Annotated in this window: 15 protein-coding genes; 11 read left to right on the forward strand and 4 right to left on the reverse strand. The window is 40.7% G+C overall.

What is annotated here, in order from left to right; genetic code table 11:
- Positions 1–63 precede the first annotated feature (63 nt).
- From DB729_RS05220 to DB729_RS05255, 7 genes are all read left to right on the forward strand, one after another.
- Positions 64–2,193 carry a Tex family protein gene (locus tag DB729_RS05220; protein WP_109290077.1) on the forward strand — a complete coding sequence of 710 codons (2,130 nt, stop codon included), beginning with the start codon at positions 64–66 and terminating at the stop codon, positions 2,191–2,193.
- Positions 2,180–2,623, forward strand: a complete 444-nt coding sequence (locus DB729_RS05225; protein ID WP_109290076.1) for a SprT family protein — start codon at positions 2,180–2,182, stop codon at positions 2,621–2,623. The genes DB729_RS05220 and DB729_RS05225 overlap by 14 nt, the downstream gene beginning before the upstream one ends.
- A gap of 59 nt (positions 2,624–2,682) precedes the next feature.
- Positions 2,683–2,955 (forward strand): PspC domain-containing protein, encoded by a 273-nt coding sequence (locus DB729_RS05230; RefSeq protein WP_109290075.1) that lies wholly within the window; start codon positions 2,683–2,685, stop codon positions 2,953–2,955.
- Between the two features lie 190 nt (positions 2,956–3,145).
- Positions 3,146–3,802, forward strand: coding sequence for a hypothetical protein (locus DB729_RS05235; RefSeq protein ID WP_109290074.1), 657 nt, complete (start codon positions 3,146–3,148; stop codon positions 3,800–3,802).
- A gap of 3 nt (positions 3,803–3,805) precedes the next feature.
- Positions 3,806–5,314, forward strand: coding sequence for a hypothetical protein (locus DB729_RS05240; protein ID WP_109290073.1), 1,509 nt, complete (start codon positions 3,806–3,808; stop codon positions 5,312–5,314).
- Between the two features lie 764 nt (positions 5,315–6,078).
- Positions 6,079–6,837 (forward strand): ABC transporter ATP-binding protein, encoded by a 759-nt coding sequence (locus DB729_RS05250; RefSeq protein ID WP_000173376.1) that lies wholly within the window; start codon positions 6,079–6,081, stop codon positions 6,835–6,837.
- Between the two features lies 1 nt (position 6,838).
- On the forward strand, positions 6,839–8,827 hold the full coding sequence (locus DB729_RS05255; RefSeq protein ID WP_109290071.1) for an FtsX-like permease family protein: 1,989 nt from the start codon (positions 6,839–6,841) through the stop codon (positions 8,825–8,827).
- Positions 8,828–8,866: 39 nt separating this feature from the next.
- Here DB729_RS05255 and DB729_RS05260 read toward each other — a convergent pair whose 3' ends face one another.
- Positions 8,867–9,562, reverse strand: a complete 696-nt coding sequence (locus tag DB729_RS05260; RefSeq protein WP_096406997.1) for a VIT1/CCC1 transporter family protein — start codon at positions 9,560–9,562, stop codon at positions 8,867–8,869.
- Positions 9,563–9,767: 205 nt separating this feature from the next.
- Here DB729_RS05260 and DB729_RS05265 point away from each other — a divergent pair, with 205 nt between their 5' ends.
- From DB729_RS05265 to ftsY, 3 genes are read left to right on the forward strand one after another with little or no spacing between them, the layout of a single operon-like run.
- Complete coding sequence (locus tag DB729_RS05265; RefSeq protein WP_109290070.1) at positions 9,768–10,559, forward strand: Cof-type HAD-IIB family hydrolase; 792 nt, start codon at positions 9,768–9,770, stop codon at positions 10,557–10,559.
- On the forward strand, positions 10,559–11,377 hold the full coding sequence (locus DB729_RS05270; protein ID WP_000763419.1) for a Cof-type HAD-IIB family hydrolase: 819 nt from the start codon (positions 10,559–10,561) through the stop codon (positions 11,375–11,377). Before DB729_RS05265 ends, DB729_RS05270 begins: the two co-directional genes overlap by 1 nt.
- Before the next feature lie 3 nt (positions 11,378–11,380).
- Positions 11,381–12,682: a signal recognition particle-docking protein FtsY gene (gene ftsY / locus DB729_RS05275; RefSeq protein ID WP_109290069.1), complete on the forward strand. Its 1,302-nt coding sequence runs from the start codon at positions 11,381–11,383 to the stop codon at positions 12,680–12,682.
- 39 nt (positions 12,683–12,721) lie between these two features.
- Here ftsY and zwf read toward each other — a convergent pair whose 3' ends face one another.
- From zwf to DB729_RS05290, 3 genes are all read right to left on the reverse strand, one after another.
- On the reverse strand, positions 12,722–14,209 hold the full coding sequence (gene zwf / locus DB729_RS05280; protein WP_109290068.1) for a glucose-6-phosphate dehydrogenase: 1,488 nt from the start codon (positions 14,207–14,209) through the stop codon (positions 12,722–12,724).
- Positions 14,210–14,357: 148 nt separating this feature from the next.
- The gene (locus DB729_RS05285) at positions 14,358–15,098 is read right to left on the reverse strand and encodes an amino acid ABC transporter ATP-binding protein (RefSeq protein WP_007516801.1); all 741 of its coding nucleotides are present in this window, start codon (positions 15,096–15,098) and stop codon (positions 14,358–14,360) included.
- Positions 15,098–17,263, reverse strand: coding sequence for an ABC transporter substrate-binding protein/permease (locus tag DB729_RS05290; RefSeq protein WP_109290067.1), 2,166 nt, complete (start codon positions 17,261–17,263; stop codon positions 15,098–15,100). Before DB729_RS05290 ends, DB729_RS05285 begins: the two co-directional genes overlap by 1 nt.
- Before the next feature lie 180 nt (positions 17,264–17,443).
- Between DB729_RS05290 and uvrB the strand changes: the two genes are divergently transcribed.
- On the forward strand, positions 17,444–19,432 hold the full coding sequence (gene uvrB, locus DB729_RS05295) for an excinuclease ABC subunit UvrB (protein WP_084873165.1): 1,989 nt from the start codon (positions 17,444–17,446) through the stop codon (positions 19,430–19,432).
- The last annotated feature ends 7 nt before the right edge of the window (positions 19,433–19,439 follow it).

Raw genomic sequence — 19,439 nt, forward strand, 5'->3', positions numbered from 1 at the left:
TAATCAAAGATGCAAAAACAGGTAAGGCAAAACAAGAGCTGTTCCTTATGGTATAATAGGTATATGGATAAAAAATATGAAAAAATCTCCCAAGATTTGGGTGTAACCTTAAAGCAAATCGATACTGTTCTAAGTTTGACGGCTGAGGGGGCGACAATTCCCTTCATCGCGCGTTATCGCAAGGACATGACTGGTAGTCTGGATGAGGTGGCGATTAAGGCCATTATCGACTTGGATAAAAGTCTGACAAATCTCAATGACCGTAAGGAAGCTGTCTTGGCTAAGATTCAAGAACAAGACAAGCTGACCAAGGAATTGGAAGCAGCTATCCTGGCAGCTGAAAAATTAGCAGACGTAGAAGAACTCTACCTTCCTTATAAGGAAAAGCGTCGGACCAAGGCAACTATTGCCCGAGAAGCAGGACTCTTTCCTCTTGCTCGTTTGATCTTGCAAAATGTAGATGGTTTAGAGAAAGAAGCTGAGAAGTTTGTCTGTGAAGGATTTGCGACTGGTCAAGAAGCCTTGGCAGGTGCGGTTGATATCTTGGTCGAAGCCCTAGCCGAAGATGTGACTTTGCGTTCACTGGCCTATCAGGAAGTGTTGAGACACTCTAAAATCACTTCGCAAGTCAAAGATGAAAATCTTGATGAAAAACAAGTTTTTCAGATTTATTACGATTTTTCAGAGACAGTTGGCAACATGCAAGGATATCGAACCTTAGCCCTCAATCGTGGGGAAAAATTAGGCATCTTGAAAGTTGGCTTTGAACATGCGACGGATCGTATCCTGGCTTTCTTTGCTGCTCGTTTCAAGGTGAAAAATGCCTATATTGATGAAGTGGTTCAACAGTCAGTTAAGAAAAAGGTCTTGCCTGCTATCGAGCGCCGTATTCGGACAGAATTAACCGAGAAGGCAGAAGAAGGGGCTATCCAACTCTTTTCGGATAATCTGCGCAATCTCCTCTTGGTTGCTCCGCTAAAAGGGCGCGTGGTTTTAGGCTTTGACCCTGCATTTCGTACAGGTGCCAAGCTGGCGGTAGTTGATGCGACGGGGAAAATGCTGACAACACAGGTCATCTATCCTGTTAAACCAGCCTCTGCTCGTCAGATTGAAGAAGCTAAGCGAGACTTAGCCGACCTGATCGGTCAATACGGCGTGGAAATTATTGCCATTGGAAATGGAACGGCCAGTCGTGAAAGTGAAACCTTTGTGGCGGAAGTTCTGAAAGATTTTCCAGAAGTGAGCTATGTCATTGTCAATGAAAGTGGCGCTTCTGTCTATTCTGCCAGCGAACTTGCCCGTAAGGAATTTCCAGAATTAACCGTTGAAAAACGATCGGCTATCTCTATCGCCCGTCGTTTGCAAGATCCCCTTGCTGAATTGGTAAAAATCGATCCCAAGTCAATCGGTGTTGGTCAATACCAGCACGATGTCAGTCAGAAGAAACTGTCTGAAAGTCTGGACTTTGTCGTCGATACGGTGGTCAACCAAGTCGGTGTCAATGTCAATACAGCCAGCCCAGCACTTCTCTCCCATGTAGCTGGACTCAATAAAACTATCTCTGAAAATATCGTCAAATACCGTGAGGAAGAAGGAAAAATCACTTCACGTTCTCAAATCAAGAAGGTTCCTCGTCTAGGTGCCAAAGCCTTTGAGCAAGCTGCTGGTTTCCTCCGTATTCCTGAAAGTAGCAATATCCTTGATAATACAGGAGTTCACCCAGAAAACTATGCTGCCGTCAAGGAGCTCTTCAAACGCTTGGATATCAAGGACTTGAATGAAGAAGCACAAAATAAGCTTAAGTCCCTATCAGTCAAGGAGATGGCGCAAGAACTAGAACTTGGTCCAGAAACCCTTAAAGATATCATTTCCGACCTTCTCAAACCAGGTCGAGATTTCCGTGACTCATTTGATGCACCTGTGCTTCGTCAAGATGTCTTGGATATCAAGGATTTAAAAGTCGGCCAGAAGCTGGAAGGTGAGGTGCGTAATGTCGTTGACTTCGGTGCCTTCGTTGATATCGGGATTCACGAAGACGGCTTGATTCATATTTCCCATATGAGTCGTAAATTTATCAAACATCCCAGCCAAGTGGTGTCTGTTGGAGATTTGGTAACGGTTTGGGTCAAGAAAATCGATACTGAACGTGAAAAAGTTAATCTGTCGCTCTTAGCTCCAGATGAAACTAACTGAGTACGTCCAGTCTGTTTCCCTCGAAGACTTTGGTAGACCTTTTACCCACCAAGCCCAGTGGAATTCTCGTCTGCGAACGACAGGTGGGCGATTTTTCCCCAAGGATGGGCATTTGGATTTTAATCCCAAGGTTTATAATGAACTAGGTTTGGAAGTCTTTCGCAAAATCGTACGCCATGAACTCTGTCACTACCATCTTTATTTTCAGCAAAAGGGTTATCGACATAAGGACCGAGATTTCAAGGAACTTTTGAAAGAAGTGGATGGACTGCGCTTTGTCCCACCTCTGAAAGACCAAAGTACCTACCTAGTTTATCAGTGTCAATCCTGTCAGCAAACTTATCAGCGCAAGCGTAGGATTGATACCAAACGCTATCGTTGTGGCGTCTGCCGTGGTAAACTCGTCATCTTAAATCGGCCTAAGGACTGATGTTCTTGATTCCGTTTTATGCTATACTTTTTGTAAGAATACCGAAAGAGGAACAAATCATGAATACAAAATTTTATAAAATGAGACGAAATCGTATGGTGTCAGGAGTTTTAGCTGGCCTATCAGACAAGTGGAATTTTGATGTAACCCTAGTCCGCTTTCTCTTCGCCATTTTTACCATATCAAATTTTGGGATTGGTGTGATTATTTACATCATTCTTGCCTCTATCCTGCCAACTAAGGAAGAAATCGAAGCAGAAATGTACGGAACAGGACCACGCAAACGCAAGGAAGCCGAGGCCATTGATGACAATGATGGTTGGTTTTGGTGATAATAGTAGAAGCATGAACTTCGTCCAATAGGACGAAGTTTTTTAAACTTGTCAAATCAAATTCTGAAATGGTATAATAAGCGCATAAAATGATTTTGATTATTATTGTGAAACATGCCAAAGCATTGAAAACAATACATAGCAATAAGAAATCATAATAATAAATTCAAGTATAATATGGGGGAACTTTATGTTTGAACAAAATACAACAAAATTAATTATTGTTTGTGATGATAAAACAGTTAGATATGGGAATTATCTACGACAACTTGTAAGTACTAATGATGATGAAGGTGATGAAATTGTAGGAACTAAAGATGGTTCAATAAAAGTAAGTGTTTGGTTGGAAAAACATTATCTAGATAATATGTCTACAATTTCTTCTAGCGAACATGTACTTTTTATCGGTGAAAATCAAACAAGTAAGAATGAAATATCCAGTATGAATGTAAAATTCGATAAATTCGGAATGAAATATGGCTGGTTAGGTAAACGTGGAATGATGCTAGTCTCAGAGGTTATTAGTCAACCAGAAATGTATGATGAATTTGTTGAGTACTGTCGTGGATATAAGTCTGACTTTGAAAAAATAGAGTTTTCAAAGTCAATTCCAGAGCAAGCTTTTGATGCAGTAAACGATGCCGTAGGTGGAAATAAAGCGGCTTTAATCGCTGGTGGCGCCCTTTTAGGATTTTTGGCACCTGGGATTACATTGGCTACAGGTGCAGTGTTAGGTGTTACTCAATTTCTTACTGGAACGGATAAAGAAAAAGTCATGGATCAGCAGTACAGAGGATTGACAGCAATATTATATATGGATGGATTATCTGAATTCTTGGAGGGATAAAGAATGGATGGCTTTAAAGAGGGATATGAATTCTTTGAGAAGGACACAGGTAATTTTTCAGGACATGCTACCGGAGTACATTATGTAGACGCTGTAGAATCAGAGATAAAGAAGCTGGTGAATAATCTAAATGACTTTGAAACAAGTGGTGCACGTATAGATACACTAAAGGGAGATGTTGCTGAGTTTTGGCATGCTGGGACTTTTAATATTAATGCAGCTATTAATTCTTCAAAAAACAGAGTACAAGTTGATCGTAGCCATGATTTTGGGTCTCCTGATATTACGGGAGTAAACTTCGATGCTGAATTTGGTTTAAAATATTATAAAAACGGAGCATCCAGTGCAGAACAACAAGCTAAGAGTATTTTTCAACGTTTTAGCGAATATAAATCACAAGGTGGGAAAGAAAGTTTAGATTTATATTTGGAGAAGAGAGGATACTCAGCAGACACAATTTTGAGTGATCCAGTTTATACAGGGCAGTATAGAGTAATTCCATCAGATCAGCTAAAAGAAACGACTATGTTTTTAGAGCGAAAAATAAGAGAAGAAGCTGTAAAGCGACCGGAGCAAGTTCATCGCTATGAAGAAACTCTAAAATTACTCAGTGATAAAGTTAAAGATAATAAGGGGAATGAATCGATTGCTTTGTCGGAACAGGAAGCACGTGAACTTGCAAGATTGTCTAAAGAGGGTGGAGTAAATCCTGAGGACTTACATTTAACAACCGAAGAATTAATAAAGTATACCAATATCTTAAGGCATGCGTACAAAGCTGGCTTAACTGCAGCAACAATATCAATGGCGTTAAGAGTTGCTCCTGAAATATTGAATGCCATAGCTTATCTAATTAAAAATGGAGAAATTGAAGAAGGTCAATTTAAAAAGATAGGATTTGCAGCGATTACAGGTGCAGGCGAAGGATTTGTAAGAGGTACAGTTTCAGCAGCAATTACAGCAAGTTGTAAGGCAGGATTATGTGGTAGTGCGATGAAATCTATTGATCCGTCGGTAGTTGGTGCAGTGACTGTATTAGTGATGAATTCCATGAAAAATTCATATCAAGTAACTACCGGAAACATGAGCAGGTCTGAGATGATTAATGAATTAATCAAAGAAATGTTTGTAACAACATGTGCTTTATCTATGGGTTCTGTGAGTCAATCTCTAATTGAAATACCTGTGCTAGGATACATGATCGGTAGTTTTGTGGGGTCGGTAGCTGGTTCTGTAATTTACTCTTCAATATATAATCCAGTACTATCGTTTTGTGTTGATTCAGGATTTACTCTATTTAGTTTAGTAGACCAAAATTACGAGTTGCCAGAAGAAGTATTAAAAGAAGTAGGAATTGAAGTTTTTGAATATGAAAAGTTTGAATACGAACCGTTTGAATTTGAGAAGTTTGAATACGAGCGATTTGAATATGAACAATTTGAGTATGAGAAACTTCATACGATATTCCTAAGAAGAGGAGTTATAGGTATAAATTGTGTAGGATATTTATAATACTTGGATTGGATGTCTTTTATAAGTACGAGTATATTTATAATTATATAAGACAATTTATTTCTATCCGAAATTATTTTTTTAAGTTAGATCAGTCAATAACTATTAAATGATAAAATAGAAACGTAAGAAAGCTCAAGCCATTGAAGACAATGATGGTTGATTTTGGTGAGTAAATCTACGGAAAAAAAGTTTTGCTACATTACTACAAGAGAAAAGAAGGTATTAGCATGCTTAGGAAATACTTTAAAAACTATAAATGGACGGACATGTTCTGGATTCTATTTATTTTGATTACTAGTTTTCTATCAACCAATAATTACTTATACCACTTAACGAAACAAGATTTTTCAGAAGAAGGTTGTATTTTAGCAATTCCTTTGTTTCTTTTTCATTTTCTCTTCATTTATAAATTCATCATTTCTAGACGAGATCAAAAAGATGATTAACTTTTAACCCTTGCATCCGCAAGGGTTTTCTTCTTGTTTTCCATTTATGGTACAATACTTTTAGTGAAATTTCTAAATTTTTTTCTATCTTACAAAAATGTAAGATTAAAGTCTCTTTTGTAAGGTTAGGTTATGGCAGGCCGTCTTTTTTTGCGATAAACTAGACTCATAAAGAACAAAGGAGCAAAACCATGAAAAGAATTTTACAAAAGAAAACAAGAAAACCAAGTCAAAAAGATATCGAGCGTGTTCAACTGGGATGCGCTATGATGCAAGCACAGTTTCAATTGATGGGATATTAAGAAGGAGAAAATCATGACACTTTTAGATGTAAAACACGTTCAAAAAATCTATAAAACACGTTTTCAGGGCAACCAAGTAGAAGCCCTCAAAGATATTCACTTTACCGTAGAAAAGGGTGACTATGTTGCCATCATGGGTGAGTCTGGTTCTGGGAAATCAACCCTGCTCAACATCCTAGCTATGCTGGATAAACCAACTCGTGGTCAAGTTTACTTGAACGGAGTAGATACAGCAACTATTAAAAACTCACGGGCTTCCAGCTTCCGTCGTGAGAAGTTGGGATTTGTCTTCCAAGACTTTAACTTGCTAGATACCTTGTCTGTTAAGGATAATATCTTGCTTCCGTTAGTGTTATCACGAAAACCCATCACAGAGATGATGAAGAAATTGGTGGTAACAGCTGAAAATTTAGGCATCAACCAATTGCAAGAGAAGTATCCTTACGAGATCTCTGGTGGTCAAAAACAGCGGGTAGCAGTAGCGCGCGCCATCATCACAGAACCTGAAATTCTTCTTGCCGATGAGCCAACAGGAGCCCTTGATTCTAAATCATCTGCAGCTCTTCTGGATGTTTTTGATGAAATCAATGAGCGCGGGCAAACCATTCTCATGGTAACTCACTCAACCGCAGCAGCCAGCAGGGCCAAGCGCGTTCTCTTTATCAAGGACGGCATTCTTTACAACCAAATCTACCGTGGAGACAAGACAGAGCGTCAGATGTTCCAAGAAATATCTGATACTTTGACTGTTATGGCAAGCGAGGTGAATTAGTATGTTCCGATTAACCAATAAGTTAGCGGTATCTAACTTGATTAAAAACCGCAAACTCTACTATCCCTTTGCCCTTGCTGTTCTCTTAGCAGTGACCATCACCTATCTTTTTTACTCATTGTCACTTAATCCTAACATTGGCAAGATTCGAGGGGGAGAAACTATCTCTATGACCCTCGCTCTCGGTATGGTGGTTGTTACCATCGCTTCAGGGATTATTGTCCTTTATGCCAATAGTTTCGTCATGAAGAACCGCTCCAAAGAGCTGGGTATATATGGTATGCTGGGTCTTGAAAAGCGTCATTTGATCAGTATGGTTTTTAAGGAGCTTCTTATTTTTGGTTCCTTAACGCTGACAGCTGGTCTCAGCCTAGGAGCTCTCTTTGATAAGCTAATCTTTGCCCTTCTTCTGAAGTTGATGAAAATGAAGGTGGAGCTCGTTTCAACCTTCCAACCAATAGTCTTTATCCTAGTTCTCATTGTTTTTGGGGCTATCTTCCTGGGTTTGATTTTTATCAATGCCTTTCGCATAGCCCGCATGAATGCCCTTCAGCTCTCTCGTGAAAAAGCCAGTGGTGAGAAAAAAGGACGTTTCTTAGGCCTTCAAACCATACTAGGTCTAATCAGTTTGGGAGCTGGTTATTACCTAGCAGTTACAGTTGAAAATCCACTTTCTGCTATTCTGATTTTCTTTGTAGCAGTCTTGTTGGTAATTTTGGGAACTTATCTTCTCTTCAATGCAGGAATCACAGTTTTCCTACAAATCTTGAAGAAAAACAAGCGTTACTATTACCAACCTAACAACATGATTTCCGTATCCAATCTCATTTTTCGTATGAAGAAAAATGCTGTTGGTCTAGCGACGATTGCTATTCTCTCAACCATGGTCTTGGTGACTATGTCTGCTGCAACGAGTATCTTTAAAGGCTCTGAAACTTTCAAGAAAGTCATGAATCCACATGATTTTGGAATTACAGGACAGAATATTGAAAAAGAAGACATAAATAAACTCCTAGACCAGTATGCTAGTGATAAGGGATTGACTGTTACAAAGAAAGAAGTTCTTACATACAGTAGCTTTGGTGTAGCAAATCAAGAAGGTACGAAATTAACAATCTTTGACAAAGGTCAAAACCGTGTTCAACCGAAAACTGTTTTTATGGTCTTTGACCAAAAAGACTATGAGAATATGACGGGGCAAAAACTCGCACTTTCAGGAAAGGAAGTTGGATTGTTTACTAAAAACAAAGAACTTCAAGGACAGAAAGAACTGACTCTAAATAACCAGACCTACACGATCAAAGAAGAAATCAAAAAAGATTTTATTCTTGAACATGTCCCAAATCAGTACAATATTCTAACTTCGGACTATAACTATCTGGTTGTTCCTGACCTACAAGTCTTTCTTGACCAGCATCCTAATTCTTCCATCTTTAATCAATACTACGGTGGTATGAATGTAACAGCTAGTGAGGAAGAGCAACTCAAACTTGCCAACGACTATTCAAAATTCCTTGATGATTTTAATAGAGAATTAAGCAAAGAAGGAAGCTATGTTTACGGAAGTAATCTGGCTGATAGCAGTGCGCAGATGAGTGCTCTCTTTGGTGGAGTCTTCTTCATCGGTATCTTCCTCTCTATCATCTTTATGGTGGGAACGGTTCTTGTCATCTACTACAAACAAATCTCTGAAGGCTATGAAGATCGTGAACGCTTCATCATTTTGCAAAAAGTCGGTCTCGATCAAAAGCAAATCAAGCAAACTATCAACAAACAGGTGCTAACTGTATTCTTCCTTCCTTTGCTATTTGCCTTCCTACACCTTGCCTTTGCCTATCATATGCTTAGTCTCATCCTAAAAGTCATTGGGGTGCTAGATGCGACCATGATGTTGACTGTCACTTTGTCCATCTGTGCTATCTTCCTCATAGTCTATGTTTTAATCTTTATGATTACCTCAAGAAGCTATCGCAAGATTGTGCAAATGTAAAAAAGATACCTCGATGTTTATCGAGGTATTTCTTTTATCTTAAATGCTGAAGAGTTGTCCAAATAGGTAAGTCACTCCCATAGTTAGAAGTCCGATACAGAGGTTACGGATCATAGCAGTTTTCGTAGGAGCCTTGCCTAGTTTAGCACTGGTATAGCCAGTGACGAGAAGGGAAAGGGCCACGATAAAAACAGTAGCAGGAATGCGATAATCGCTTGGAAAGACGGTGATTGAAAGCATAGGAGGAAGGCTTCCCAGTACAAAGGCGATAAAGCTAGAAATAGCAGCATGCCAAGGATTGGTAAATTCTTCGTACTCAATTCCATACTTTTCTTCTACCAAGGCTTTGAGTGGATTTTTTAAAAAGGCCTTATTGGTCAAGAGTTGGGCGGACGTTTCACACTCACCATTTTGAAGGTAGGCAGCATAGAGGGATTGTTTTGCAGATTCGATGTCTTTATCCAAGAGTAATTGCTCTCTAGCAACAGCGGCTTCTTCCGTGTCTTTCTGAGTGGATACAGAGACATATTCACCACCGGCCATTGAAAAAGCACCAGCGAGGATAGCGGCTAGTCCAGATAAAAAGATAATCCAGATATTGCTTGTCGCACTGGCAACCCCGATAACGACTCCAGCGATGGAAATAATTCCATCATTGGCACCGAGAACACCCGCGCGCAGGATATTGAGTCGGCCTGCAAAGTTTGCATCAATTTCATGTTTTATTTCTGTCATAGTCATCTCCTTTCTCTCCATTATAGAGAAAAGAGAAGGGGAATACAAACTTTTTAAACTATCTGAAAAAAGTTCTACGATTCTAATTTTTAGGCCCTTTGAAGTTTCTCCGAAAAAGTAGTGCTATCCTACTGTACTGGACCTTTTTAAACTTATCTATGGTATAATAGAAGATAGATTTATCAATTGGAGAATGAAGAATTTTATGATTAAACTTGTAGCAACCGATATGGATGGAACCTTTCTAGATGGAGAGGGTCGGTTTGATATGGAACGCCTCAAAAACGTACTTGTTTCCTACAAGGAAAAGGGGATTTATTTTGCAGTGGCTTCAGGTCGTGGTATTCTGTCCCTGAAAAAGTTGTTTGCGGATGTGCGTGATGAAGTGATTTTTATAGCTGAAAATGGGAGCTATGTTGAGTTTCATGGTGAGGATATGTACGAGGCTACTATGTCTCGGGACTTTTACTTGAGCACTTTTGAAGCTTTAAAGAAATCGCCCTATTTTGATGAAAGAAAAATGCTCTTGACTGGGAAAAAAGCTTGTTATGTATTGGATACAGTCGATGAGACCTATCTCAAGTTTAGCCGTCACTACAATGAAAACATTCAAAAAGTAACGAGTCTGGAAGATATTACGGATGAGATTTTTAAATTCACTACGAACTTCACAGAAGATACGATAGAAGTTGGTGAGGCCTGGGTCAACGAAAATGTTCCTGGTGTGAAAGCCATGACAACTGGTTTTGAATCTATCGACATTGTCTTGGACTACGTTGACAAGGGTGTGGCTATTGTTGAGCTAGCCAAAAAACTGGGGCTTAGCATGGATCAGGTCATGGCGTTTGGAGATAATCTCAATGACCTTCACATGATGCAGGTCGTCGGGCACCCAATCGCTCCTGAAAATTCGCGACCAGAGATTTTAGAATTAGCAGAGACAGTGATTGGCCACCATAAGGACCAGTCAGTGATGGCTTATATGGAGGGCTTATAATGGCAGATATTAAATTGATTGCACTTGATTTGGACGGTACTTTGCTGACAACGGATAAAAAGCTGACAGATCGTACCAAGGCGGTCCTCAAAGCTGCGCGTGACCGTGGCATCAAGGTCGTACTGACAACGGGGCGTCCTCTGAAGGCTATGGATTTCTTTCTCCATGAGCTAGGGACTGACGGTCAGGAGGATGAGTACACCATCACCTTTAATGGTGGTCTGGTACAGAAAAATACAGGAGAGATTCTCGATAAAACGGTTTTTTCAATCGACGATGTGGCACGCTTGTACGAGGAAACTGAAAAACTCGGATTACCGTTAGATGCCATTTCAGAAGGAACAGTCTATCAAATCCAGTCGGATCAAGAAAGTCTCTATGCCAAGTTCAACCCTGCCTTGACTTTTGTGCCTGTCGCTTTTGAAGATCTATCTAGTCAGATGACGTATAATAAATGTGTGACTGCCTTTGCCCAAGAACCTTTGGATGCAGCTATTCAACAGATTTCTCCAGAATTGTTTGACCAATATGAAATCTTCAAATCGCGTGAACTCTTATTGGAATGGTCACCGAAAAACGTCCACAAGGCAACAGGTTTAGCGAAATTAATTAAACACTTAGGAATCGATCAAAGTCAAGTCATGGCTTGTGGGGACGAGGCCAATGACCTTTCCATGATTGAGTGGGCTGGTTTGGGAGTTGCTATGCAAAATGCAGTTCCAGCAGTTAAGGCAGTTGCAAATGTGATTACCCCGATGACCAACGACGAGGAAGCCGTTGCTTGGGCTATCGAAGAATACGTGTTAAAGGAGAACTAGAATATGGGATTATTTGACCGTCTATTCGGAAAAAAAGAAGAGCCGAAAATTGAAGATGTTGTAAAAGAAGCTCTGGAAAATCTTGATTTGTCAGAAGAGGTTGAAGAAACCAAAACGGCAGTCGAGGAAACAAGCCAAGAAGAGACAGAAACGGACAAAGTGGAAGAAACTCTTGCTCGAGAAGAACTTCCTCAGGTCACGACAGATGAGGTCATTGAACCAGAACTGGTTGAGGAAACAGACCAAGAGGAGCCGGAGCTAGAAGCTGATGAATTGGAGCAAATCCAAGAGACAGAAGAAGCTCTAGAAGAAGAGAACCAAGAGACAGAAGAAGAGCTAGCGTCTGAAGTTGTAGAAGAAGAAAGTCCTCAGGTTGAAGAAACCGTTCAGGAAAAATATGACCGCAGTCTCAAGAAAACGCGTACGGGATTTGGTGCTCGTTTGAATGCCTTCTTTGCCAACTTCCGTTCTGTCGATGAAGAATTCTTCGAGGAATTGGAAGAACTGCTCATCATGAGTGACGTCGGTGTGCAAGTCGCTTCCAACTTAACAGAAGAACTACGCTATGAAGCTAAACTCGAAAACGCTAAGAAGCCAGACGCACTTCGTCGTGTCATTATCGAGAAATTGGTTGAACTCTATGAGAAGGATGGCAACTACGATGAAAGTATCCACTTCCAAGATGGTTTGACAGTCATGCTCTTTGTCGGAGTCAATGGTGTTGGGAAAACAACTTCTATCGGGAAATTGGCTCATCGCTACAAACAAGCTGGCAAGAAAGTCATGCTAGTTGCGGCAGATACCTTCCGTGCGGGTGCAGTGGCACAGCTAGCTGAATGGGGTCGTCGTGTGGATGTTCCTGTTGTGACAGGGCCAGAAAAGGCTGATCCAGCAAGTGTGGTCTTTGATGGTATGGAACGCGCCGTAGCCGAAGGGATTGATATTCTCATGATTGATACAGCAGGTCGTTTGCAAAACAAGGACAACCTTATGGCTGAGTTGGAAAAGATTGGTCGTATTATCAAACGTGTCGTTCCTGAAGCACCTCATGAAACCTTCCTTGCCCTTGATGCCTCAACTGGACAGAATGCCTTGGTGCAAGCTAAAGAATTTTCTAAAATTACCCCAGTTACCGGTATTGTATTGACCAAGATTGATGGAACTGCTCGTGGTGGTGTTGTTCTGGCTATCCGTGAGGAACTCAATATCCCTGTTAAATTAATTGGTTTTGGCGAAAAAATCGATGATATCGGTGAGTTTAACTCTGAGAACTTTATGAAGGGCCTTCTTGAAGGTTTGATATAAAAGAAAATCCTGCAAGAATACTTGCAGGATTGTTTTTGATTATTCTAAACGACCATCCTTACGATAGGCGATATCTGGTTGCCAAGTCCATTGAGCTCCGTATTTTTCAAGCAAATCAAAGCTAGCTTGAGGTCCCATGCTACCAGCCTTGTAGTCATGGAGTGGAGCACCATTTTCAGCCCAAAGTTTTTCAATGCGATCAATCAACTCCCAAGAAGCACTAACCTCTTCCCAGTGACTAAAGTTGGTTGAGTTGTTATTCAAAACATCGTAGATGAGTTTTTCATATGGATCTGGTGAAGCACCTGTAGCAGTCGCATCTGTTCGATAGTCAAGAGAATTTGGCGCAAGGCTAAACTCTTCACCCACTTTCTTACCATTGAGGCTGAGAGAGAATCCTTCTGTTGGTTGGATATAGATTGTCAAAATATTAGGTGCTAGAGGTTCTCCAAAAATAGAATCCATTTGTTTGAAGACAATGTTAACGTGAGTTCCTTTTTCAGTTAGGCGTTTACCTGTACGGAAGAAGAAAGGTACATCGCGGAAACGGTCACTGTTGACAAAGAAGGCACCTGAAGCAAAGGTTTCTGTCATAGATTCAGGGTTGACATTGGGTTCGCTACGATAAGAAATGTACTTCATTCCATCAATTTTACCTGAACGGTATTGACCTCGAATAAAGTGTTCTTTTAGTTCTTCATCTGAAGGCTGATAGAGATTTTTAAAAACCTTGATTTTTTCAGATCGAATATCATCTTTTGTAAAGCTTGCAGGTTTATCCATAGCTAGGAGTGACAGAAGTTGGAGGGTATGGTTTTGCACCATATCACGAAGGGCACCTGATTCATCATAGTAGCCACCACGTTCTTCAACACCTAGACGCTCAGCAAATGTAATCTGAACATTATCAATATGATCGCGATTCCAAACATTTTCAAAAATCATATTGGCAAAGCGGACTGCAAAAATACTCTGAATCATCTCTTTACCTAGGTAGTGGTCAATACGGTAAATTTGCTCCTCGTCGAAGGTAGCAAGAAGTTCTTCATTGAGTTGTTTAGCAGTAGCATAGTCTGTACCGAAAGGTTTCTCGACAATCAAACGTTCAAAGCCTTTTCCGTCTACGATTTGCTCTGACTTGAGGTGTTTGGCGATAGTCCCAAAGAATTGTGGAGCCATAGAGAGGAAGAAGAGCTTGTTGTGCTCGGTTTGGTATTTTTCGTTTAACTCAGCCTGAAGTTTGCGTAATTCGATGTAGTGTTCGGTATCATTGACATCATGACTTTGATAGTAAAAATGACTAGCAAAAGATTGAGCTTCTTCTACGCTATCTGCCAAATCAAGAATGGATTCGACTACAACAGACTCAAAATATTCCTTACTCCAAGGTCTACGAGCCGTTCCGATAACAGCAAAATGATCAGACAAATTACCTGATTTATAGAGTCTGAAAAGGGAAGGGTAGAGTTTGCGTTTAGCTAAATCTCCACTCGCACCGAAAATTGTAACAATAACCTTTGATGACATCTAGCTACCTAATTTCTATATTTTTTCCTAGTTGGACTAGGGATGAGATTTTCTCATTTTCATAGTCTATATTTTATCATAATTTTCAAAAAAATCAAAAATCCAATACGCAATTAAAAAACTGTAAGGAGAACCTTACAGTTTTGTTTTATACATTTAAGACCTTATCCAAGAACTCTTTTAGACGAGGGTGTTGCGGGTTATCGAAGATTTGATCTGGAGTTCCATCTTCCAGGAATTCGCCATCAGCCGTAAAGATAACACGGTTGGCCACCTGACGAGCAAATCCCATCTCATGGGTTACGATAATCATGGTCATGCCTTGTTCCGCCAATTCCTTCATAACATTCAGTACATCTCCGACCATCTCAGGGTCAAGAGCGGAAGTTGGCTCGTCAAAGAGCATGATATCAGGATTCATGGCAAGTCCACGAGCGATGGCTACACGCTGTTTCTGACCACCTGAAAGGCTATCTGGATTGGCATTAGCTTTATCTGCTAGTCCAACTTTTTCAAGCAACTCCATCCCCAATTTTTCAGCTTCTTCTTTGGTCATCCGTTTGTGTTCGATAGGAGCAAAAGTGATATTTTCTAGGACGGACATGTGAGGAAAGAGGTTGAAATGTTGGAAGACCATTCCGACGTTCTCGCGAACATGGTCGACATTGGTTGATTTGTCAGTCAAATCATAACCATTCACAGTGATGTGACCACTCGTTACCTCTTCAAGAAGGTTAAGGCTACGGAGGAAAGTGGATTTACCAGAACCCGAAGGACCGATAATACAAACAACATCTCCTTCATAGAACTTAGTCGTAATGCCTTTTAAAACTTCATTTTTTCCATAATACTTATGCAAATCATTTACATCAATTTTTAATTTTGCCATTAACGAATCCTCTTTTCTAAGCGTTTCGCTAGTCTAGTCAAAAGTGTGATAATTACAAGATAGAAGATAGCAAGGATTGTATACATCTTGAAACTTTGGTAGTTACGGGCGATGATGATCTTACCAGTTTGGAAGAGTTCCACCAAACCAATAGCAGATACGATGGTTGTATCTTTAAGAGCGATAACGAATTGGTTGACGAAGTTTGGCAACATCAATTTAGTCGCTTGTGGCAAGATAATCTTTCGCATGGTCTTTCCATAAGAGATACCAAGACTGCGGCTGGCTTCCATTTGCCCAACTGGAACAGCTTGGATCCCACCACGAACAATTTCAGCGATATAAGCAGCAGCATTGAGTGAGAGGGCTATGGTACCAGCTACAAAGTCGTTAATTGGACTTTGATGGCCTGTGATGGACTCGATGAAGTTTGGAATACCCCAGAAAATGAAGGCTGCAAGAATCATCAAGGGAATACCACGGATAACGTCAACGAAAATCTCAGAGATCAGACGAAGAGATTTGTATGGGCTAACGCTAAACATACCAAAGATAATACCAATGACAATGGCGATTGCAAATGAAATAAGTGCTAAGGCAAGAGTGATTCCAAGTCCACTAAGAAGTTGTTTGTAGTTGTTTTGAAGCAAGCCCCAAATAGTTGTTTCGTCAACCGTACTTGTAGAGTCAGTTGAAGTTTCGCTAGCTAGGTACTTGTCAAGAATCTTTTGGAATTCTCCGTTAGCTTTGAGGTTCGCAAGTCCATTATTAAACATCTGGATCAATTCTGGATTTGTACCTTTTTTAACGGCAAAGGCTGTTTCACCGATTGGTGTTCCAGGGATTGGAGTTTTCAATTTTTGTCCTTGGCTGATAGAATATTTGAGAACTGGCTCATCATCCATCACAGCATCAATAGAGCCAGTATTCAGACTGTCATACATTGATGCGCCATCTGCGAAGGTTTTAATCTTATAGCCGTATTTGCTTTGGTTCTCAGTAAGGAACGTCTGAGAAGCAGTTCCGTTTTTAACACCGACAGTTTTATCTTTGAGGTCTTCATAAGAAGTAATGGTGCTTGATTCTTTCACACCGAGAATCGTATTTGCTGTGTAGTATGATTCTGAGAAGTCAAAGGTTTCCTTACGGGCATCAGTTACAGACATACCAGCGATGATACCATCTGCTTGTCCTGCTTGAACAGCACTGATGGCTGCATCAAATCCTGGGTTAGTAATTTCAATTTCAAAACCTTGGTCTTTGGCAATGGCCTTGATGAGGTCCATATCAATACCGGTGTATTGATTGCTTGAATTTTGAAAGACGAATGGGGCAAAAGATGAGTCACTAGCAATAATGTACTTGCTTTTCACTGGAGTAGCTTTTTGTCCAGCAGCAGTAGTTGTCGTTGGGCTTGCCGTAGTTGTAGAAGCTGTCCATTTTTGGATGATTTGCTCCAAGCTACCATCCTTCTTCATTTGGGCTAGGGCTTCGTTAAACTCGGTAACCAAGTGTTCATACTTGCTCCCTTTCTTGACACCAAAAGCAAAGCTTCCAACAGCCTCGCCATCCATATTGATGCTGAGATCTTGTCCTTGGTTAATCGCATACTCAATAACAGGTTTGTCATCCATGATGGCATTTACAGCACCAGCACTTAGACTGTTATTCATCAAATCACCTGTATCAAAGGTTTTAATAGAGAAACCGTATTTATCTTTGATACTTTCTAGGAAACGTTGAGCGGCAGTTCCGTTCTTAACTCCAACTGTTTTTCCGCTAAGTTCCTCATATTTGGTGATTTTATTTGCCTTTGTCGTAGCAATGACAACTTTTGTATCATAATAGGTATCAGACATGGTAAAGACATTTTCACGTTCTTTTGTTTTTGTCATACCTGCCATAATAGCATCTGCTTGACCTGACTGTACTGCATTTACGGCTGCGTCAAAGCCGGGATAAGACATTTGGATGTTCCATCCTTTGATTTCTGCGACTTTATTGATAATATCAACATCAATCCCTTTGTAGGTTTGATCTGAATCTTTAAACTCAAAAGGTGCGTAAGCTGTATCAGACACAATCTTAACAGTATCAGCTTTTGCCATACCTAGTGAGAAAATGGGAAATAAAATGAGCAAACATGCTAGTATTTTTTTCTTCATTTTTAGTCTCCTTTTCCGAATATTTTTCCATTATACCAGAAAAAAAGTGAAAAGGCAAATTTTATGAATTTTATGTAAGGAAATATAACATGAACTGCACATTCTTATCAGTTTGGAGAAGAGTCTGAAAAGCAAATTTATGGTAAAATAGAAGGATAGAAAAAAGCAGATGAGGCAATCATGATAAATCGAATTACAGATAATAAATTTAAACTAGTATCAAAATACCAACCTTCAGGAGATCAACCACAAGCGATTGAGCAGTTGGTTGACAATATCGAGGGTGGAGAAAAGGCTCAGATTTTGATGGGGGCGACGGGTACAGGGAAGACCTACACCATGAGTCAGGTCATTTCCAAAGTCAATAAACCTACTTTGGTCATTGCCCATAACAAAACCCTAGCTGGTCAGCTCTACGGAGAGTTTAAGGAATTTTTCCCTGAGAATGCTGTTGAGTACTTCGTATCCTACTATGATTATTATCAACCCGAGGCCTATGTGCCTTCTAGTGATACCTACATTGAGAAGGATAGCTCGGTCAATGACGAGATTGATAAGCTCCGTCACTCAGCGACTTCAGCCCTTCTGGAGCGCAATGATGTCATCGTTGTGGCTTCAGTCTCTTGTATCTATGGTTTGGGTTCGCCCAAGGAATACGCTGATAGCGTGGTTAGTCTGCGTCCAGGTCTTGAGATTTCTCGTGATAAACTTTTGAATGACTTGGTCGATATTCAGTTTGAACGTAACGATATTGATTTCCAACGGGGAAGATTTCGTGTTCGTGGGGATGTGGTGGAGATTTTCCCAGCTTCCCGAGATGAACACGCTTTTCGAGTAGAGTTTTTCGGGGATGAAATTGATCGTATCCGTGAAGTTGAGGCTTTGACAGGTCAGGTATTGGGAGAAGTGGATCATTTGGCGATTTTCCCTGCCACTCACTTTGTGACCAATGATGACCACATGGAAGTTGCGATTGCGAAAATTCAAGCAGAATTAGAAGAGCAGTTAGCTGTCTTTGAGAAGGAAGGCAAACTGCTAGAAGCCCAGCGTTTGAAACAGCGAACAGAGTATGATATTGAGATGTTACGTGAGATGGGCTATACCAATGGTGTTGAAAACTACTCACGCCACATGGATGGTCGTAGCGAAGGAGAGCCTCCTTATACGCTTCTTGACTTCTTCCCAGATGATTTCTTGATTATGATTGATGAAAGTCACATGACCATGGGGCAAATAAAGGGCATGTACAATGGTGACCGTTCTCGTAAGGAAATGTTAGTGAATTATGGTTTCCGCTTGCCGTCTGCCTTGGACAATCGTCCCCTCCGTCGTGAAGAGTTTGAAAGCCATGTCCATCAGATTGTTTACGTTTCAGCGACACCAGGTGACTATGAAAATGAACAGACGGAGACAGTGATTGAGCAAATCATTCGTCCGACAGGGCTTCTAGACCCAGAGGTGGAAGTTCGTCCGACTATGGGACAGATTGATGACCTCCTAGGTGAAATCAATGCCCGTGTTGAAAAGAACGAACGAACCTTTATTACCACCTTGACTAAGAAAATGGCAGAAGACTTGACCGACTACTTCAAGGAAATGGGCATCAAAGTCAAGTACATGCACTCGGACATCAAGACCTTGGAGCGGACGGAGATTATCCGTGACCTACGCTTGGGTGTCTTTGATGTTTTGGTTGGAATCAACCTGCTCCGTGAAGGGATTGACGTACCTGAAGTAAGTTTGGTTGCTATTCTAGATGCTGACAAGGAAGGCTTCCTTCGTAACGAACGTGGCCTCATCCAGACCATTGGACGTGCTGCCCGTAATAGCGAAGGACATGTTATCATGTACGCTGATACCATGACTCAGTCTATGCAACGTGCCATAGATGAAACGGCCCGTCGTCGGAAAATCCAGATGGCTTATAATGAAGAACATGGCATTGTACCTCAGACAATCAAGAAAGAAATTCGTGACTTGATTGCCGTGACCAAGGCAGTTGCTAAAGAAGAGGACAAGGAAGTCGATATCAACAGCCTCAACAAACAAGAGCGTAAAGAACTCGTCAAGAAACTAGAAAAACAAATGCAAGAAGCCGTCGAAGTGCTTGACTTTGAACTGGCAGCTCAGATACGTGATATGATGTTGGAAGTGAAGGCGTTGGGGTAGATAGGAG

The organism is Streptococcus halitosis (genome assembly GCF_003143695.2).
GTDB classification, from domain to species: Bacteria; Bacillota; Bacilli; order Lactobacillales; family Streptococcaceae; genus Streptococcus; species Streptococcus halitosis.

What these genes read in the sequence shown, in the direction of transcription:
- DB729_RS05270 (WP_000763419.1), top strand. Translation starts at nt 10,559, where the DNA reads ATGGCAGATATTAAATTGATTGCACTTGATTTGGACGGTACTTTGCTG.
- zwf (WP_109290068.1), bottom strand. Translation starts at nt 14,209, where the DNA reads ATGTCATCAAAGGTTATTGTTACAATTTTCGGTGCGAGTGGAGATTTA.
- DB729_RS05265 (WP_109290070.1), top strand. Translation starts at nt 9,768, where the DNA reads ATGATTAAACTTGTAGCAACCGATATGGATGGAACCTTTCTAGATGGA.
- DB729_RS05255 (WP_109290071.1), top strand. Translation starts at nt 6,839, where the DNA reads ATGTTCCGATTAACCAATAAGTTAGCGGTATCTAACTTGATTAAAAAC.
- DB729_RS05225 (WP_109290076.1), top strand. Translation starts at nt 2,180, where the DNA reads ATGAAACTAACTGAGTACGTCCAGTCTGTTTCCCTCGAAGACTTTGGT.
- ftsY (WP_109290069.1), top strand. Translation starts at nt 11,381, where the DNA reads ATGGGATTATTTGACCGTCTATTCGGAAAAAAAGAAGAGCCGAAAATT.
- DB729_RS05220 (WP_109290077.1), top strand. Translation starts at nt 64, where the DNA reads ATGGATAAAAAATATGAAAAAATCTCCCAAGATTTGGGTGTAACCTTA.
- DB729_RS05285 (WP_007516801.1), bottom strand. Translation starts at nt 15,098, where the DNA reads ATGGCAAAATTAAAAATTGATGTAAATGATTTGCATAAGTATTATGGA.
- DB729_RS05290 (WP_109290067.1), bottom strand. Translation starts at nt 17,263, where the DNA reads ATGAAGAAAAAAATACTAGCATGTTTGCTCATTTTATTTCCCATTTTC.
- DB729_RS05240 (WP_109290073.1), top strand. Translation starts at nt 3,806, where the DNA reads ATGGATGGCTTTAAAGAGGGATATGAATTCTTTGAGAAGGACACAGGT.
- uvrB (WP_084873165.1), top strand. Translation starts at nt 17,444, where the DNA reads ATGATAAATCGAATTACAGATAATAAATTTAAACTAGTATCAAAATAC.
- DB729_RS05230 (WP_109290075.1), top strand. Translation starts at nt 2,683, where the DNA reads ATGAATACAAAATTTTATAAAATGAGACGAAATCGTATGGTGTCAGGA.
- DB729_RS05250 (WP_000173376.1), top strand. Translation starts at nt 6,079, where the DNA reads ATGACACTTTTAGATGTAAAACACGTTCAAAAAATCTATAAAACACGT.
- DB729_RS05260 (WP_096406997.1), bottom strand. Translation starts at nt 9,562, where the DNA reads ATGACAGAAATAAAACATGAAATTGATGCAAACTTTGCAGGCCGACTC.
- DB729_RS05235 (WP_109290074.1), top strand. Translation starts at nt 3,146, where the DNA reads ATGTTTGAACAAAATACAACAAAATTAATTATTGTTTGTGATGATAAA.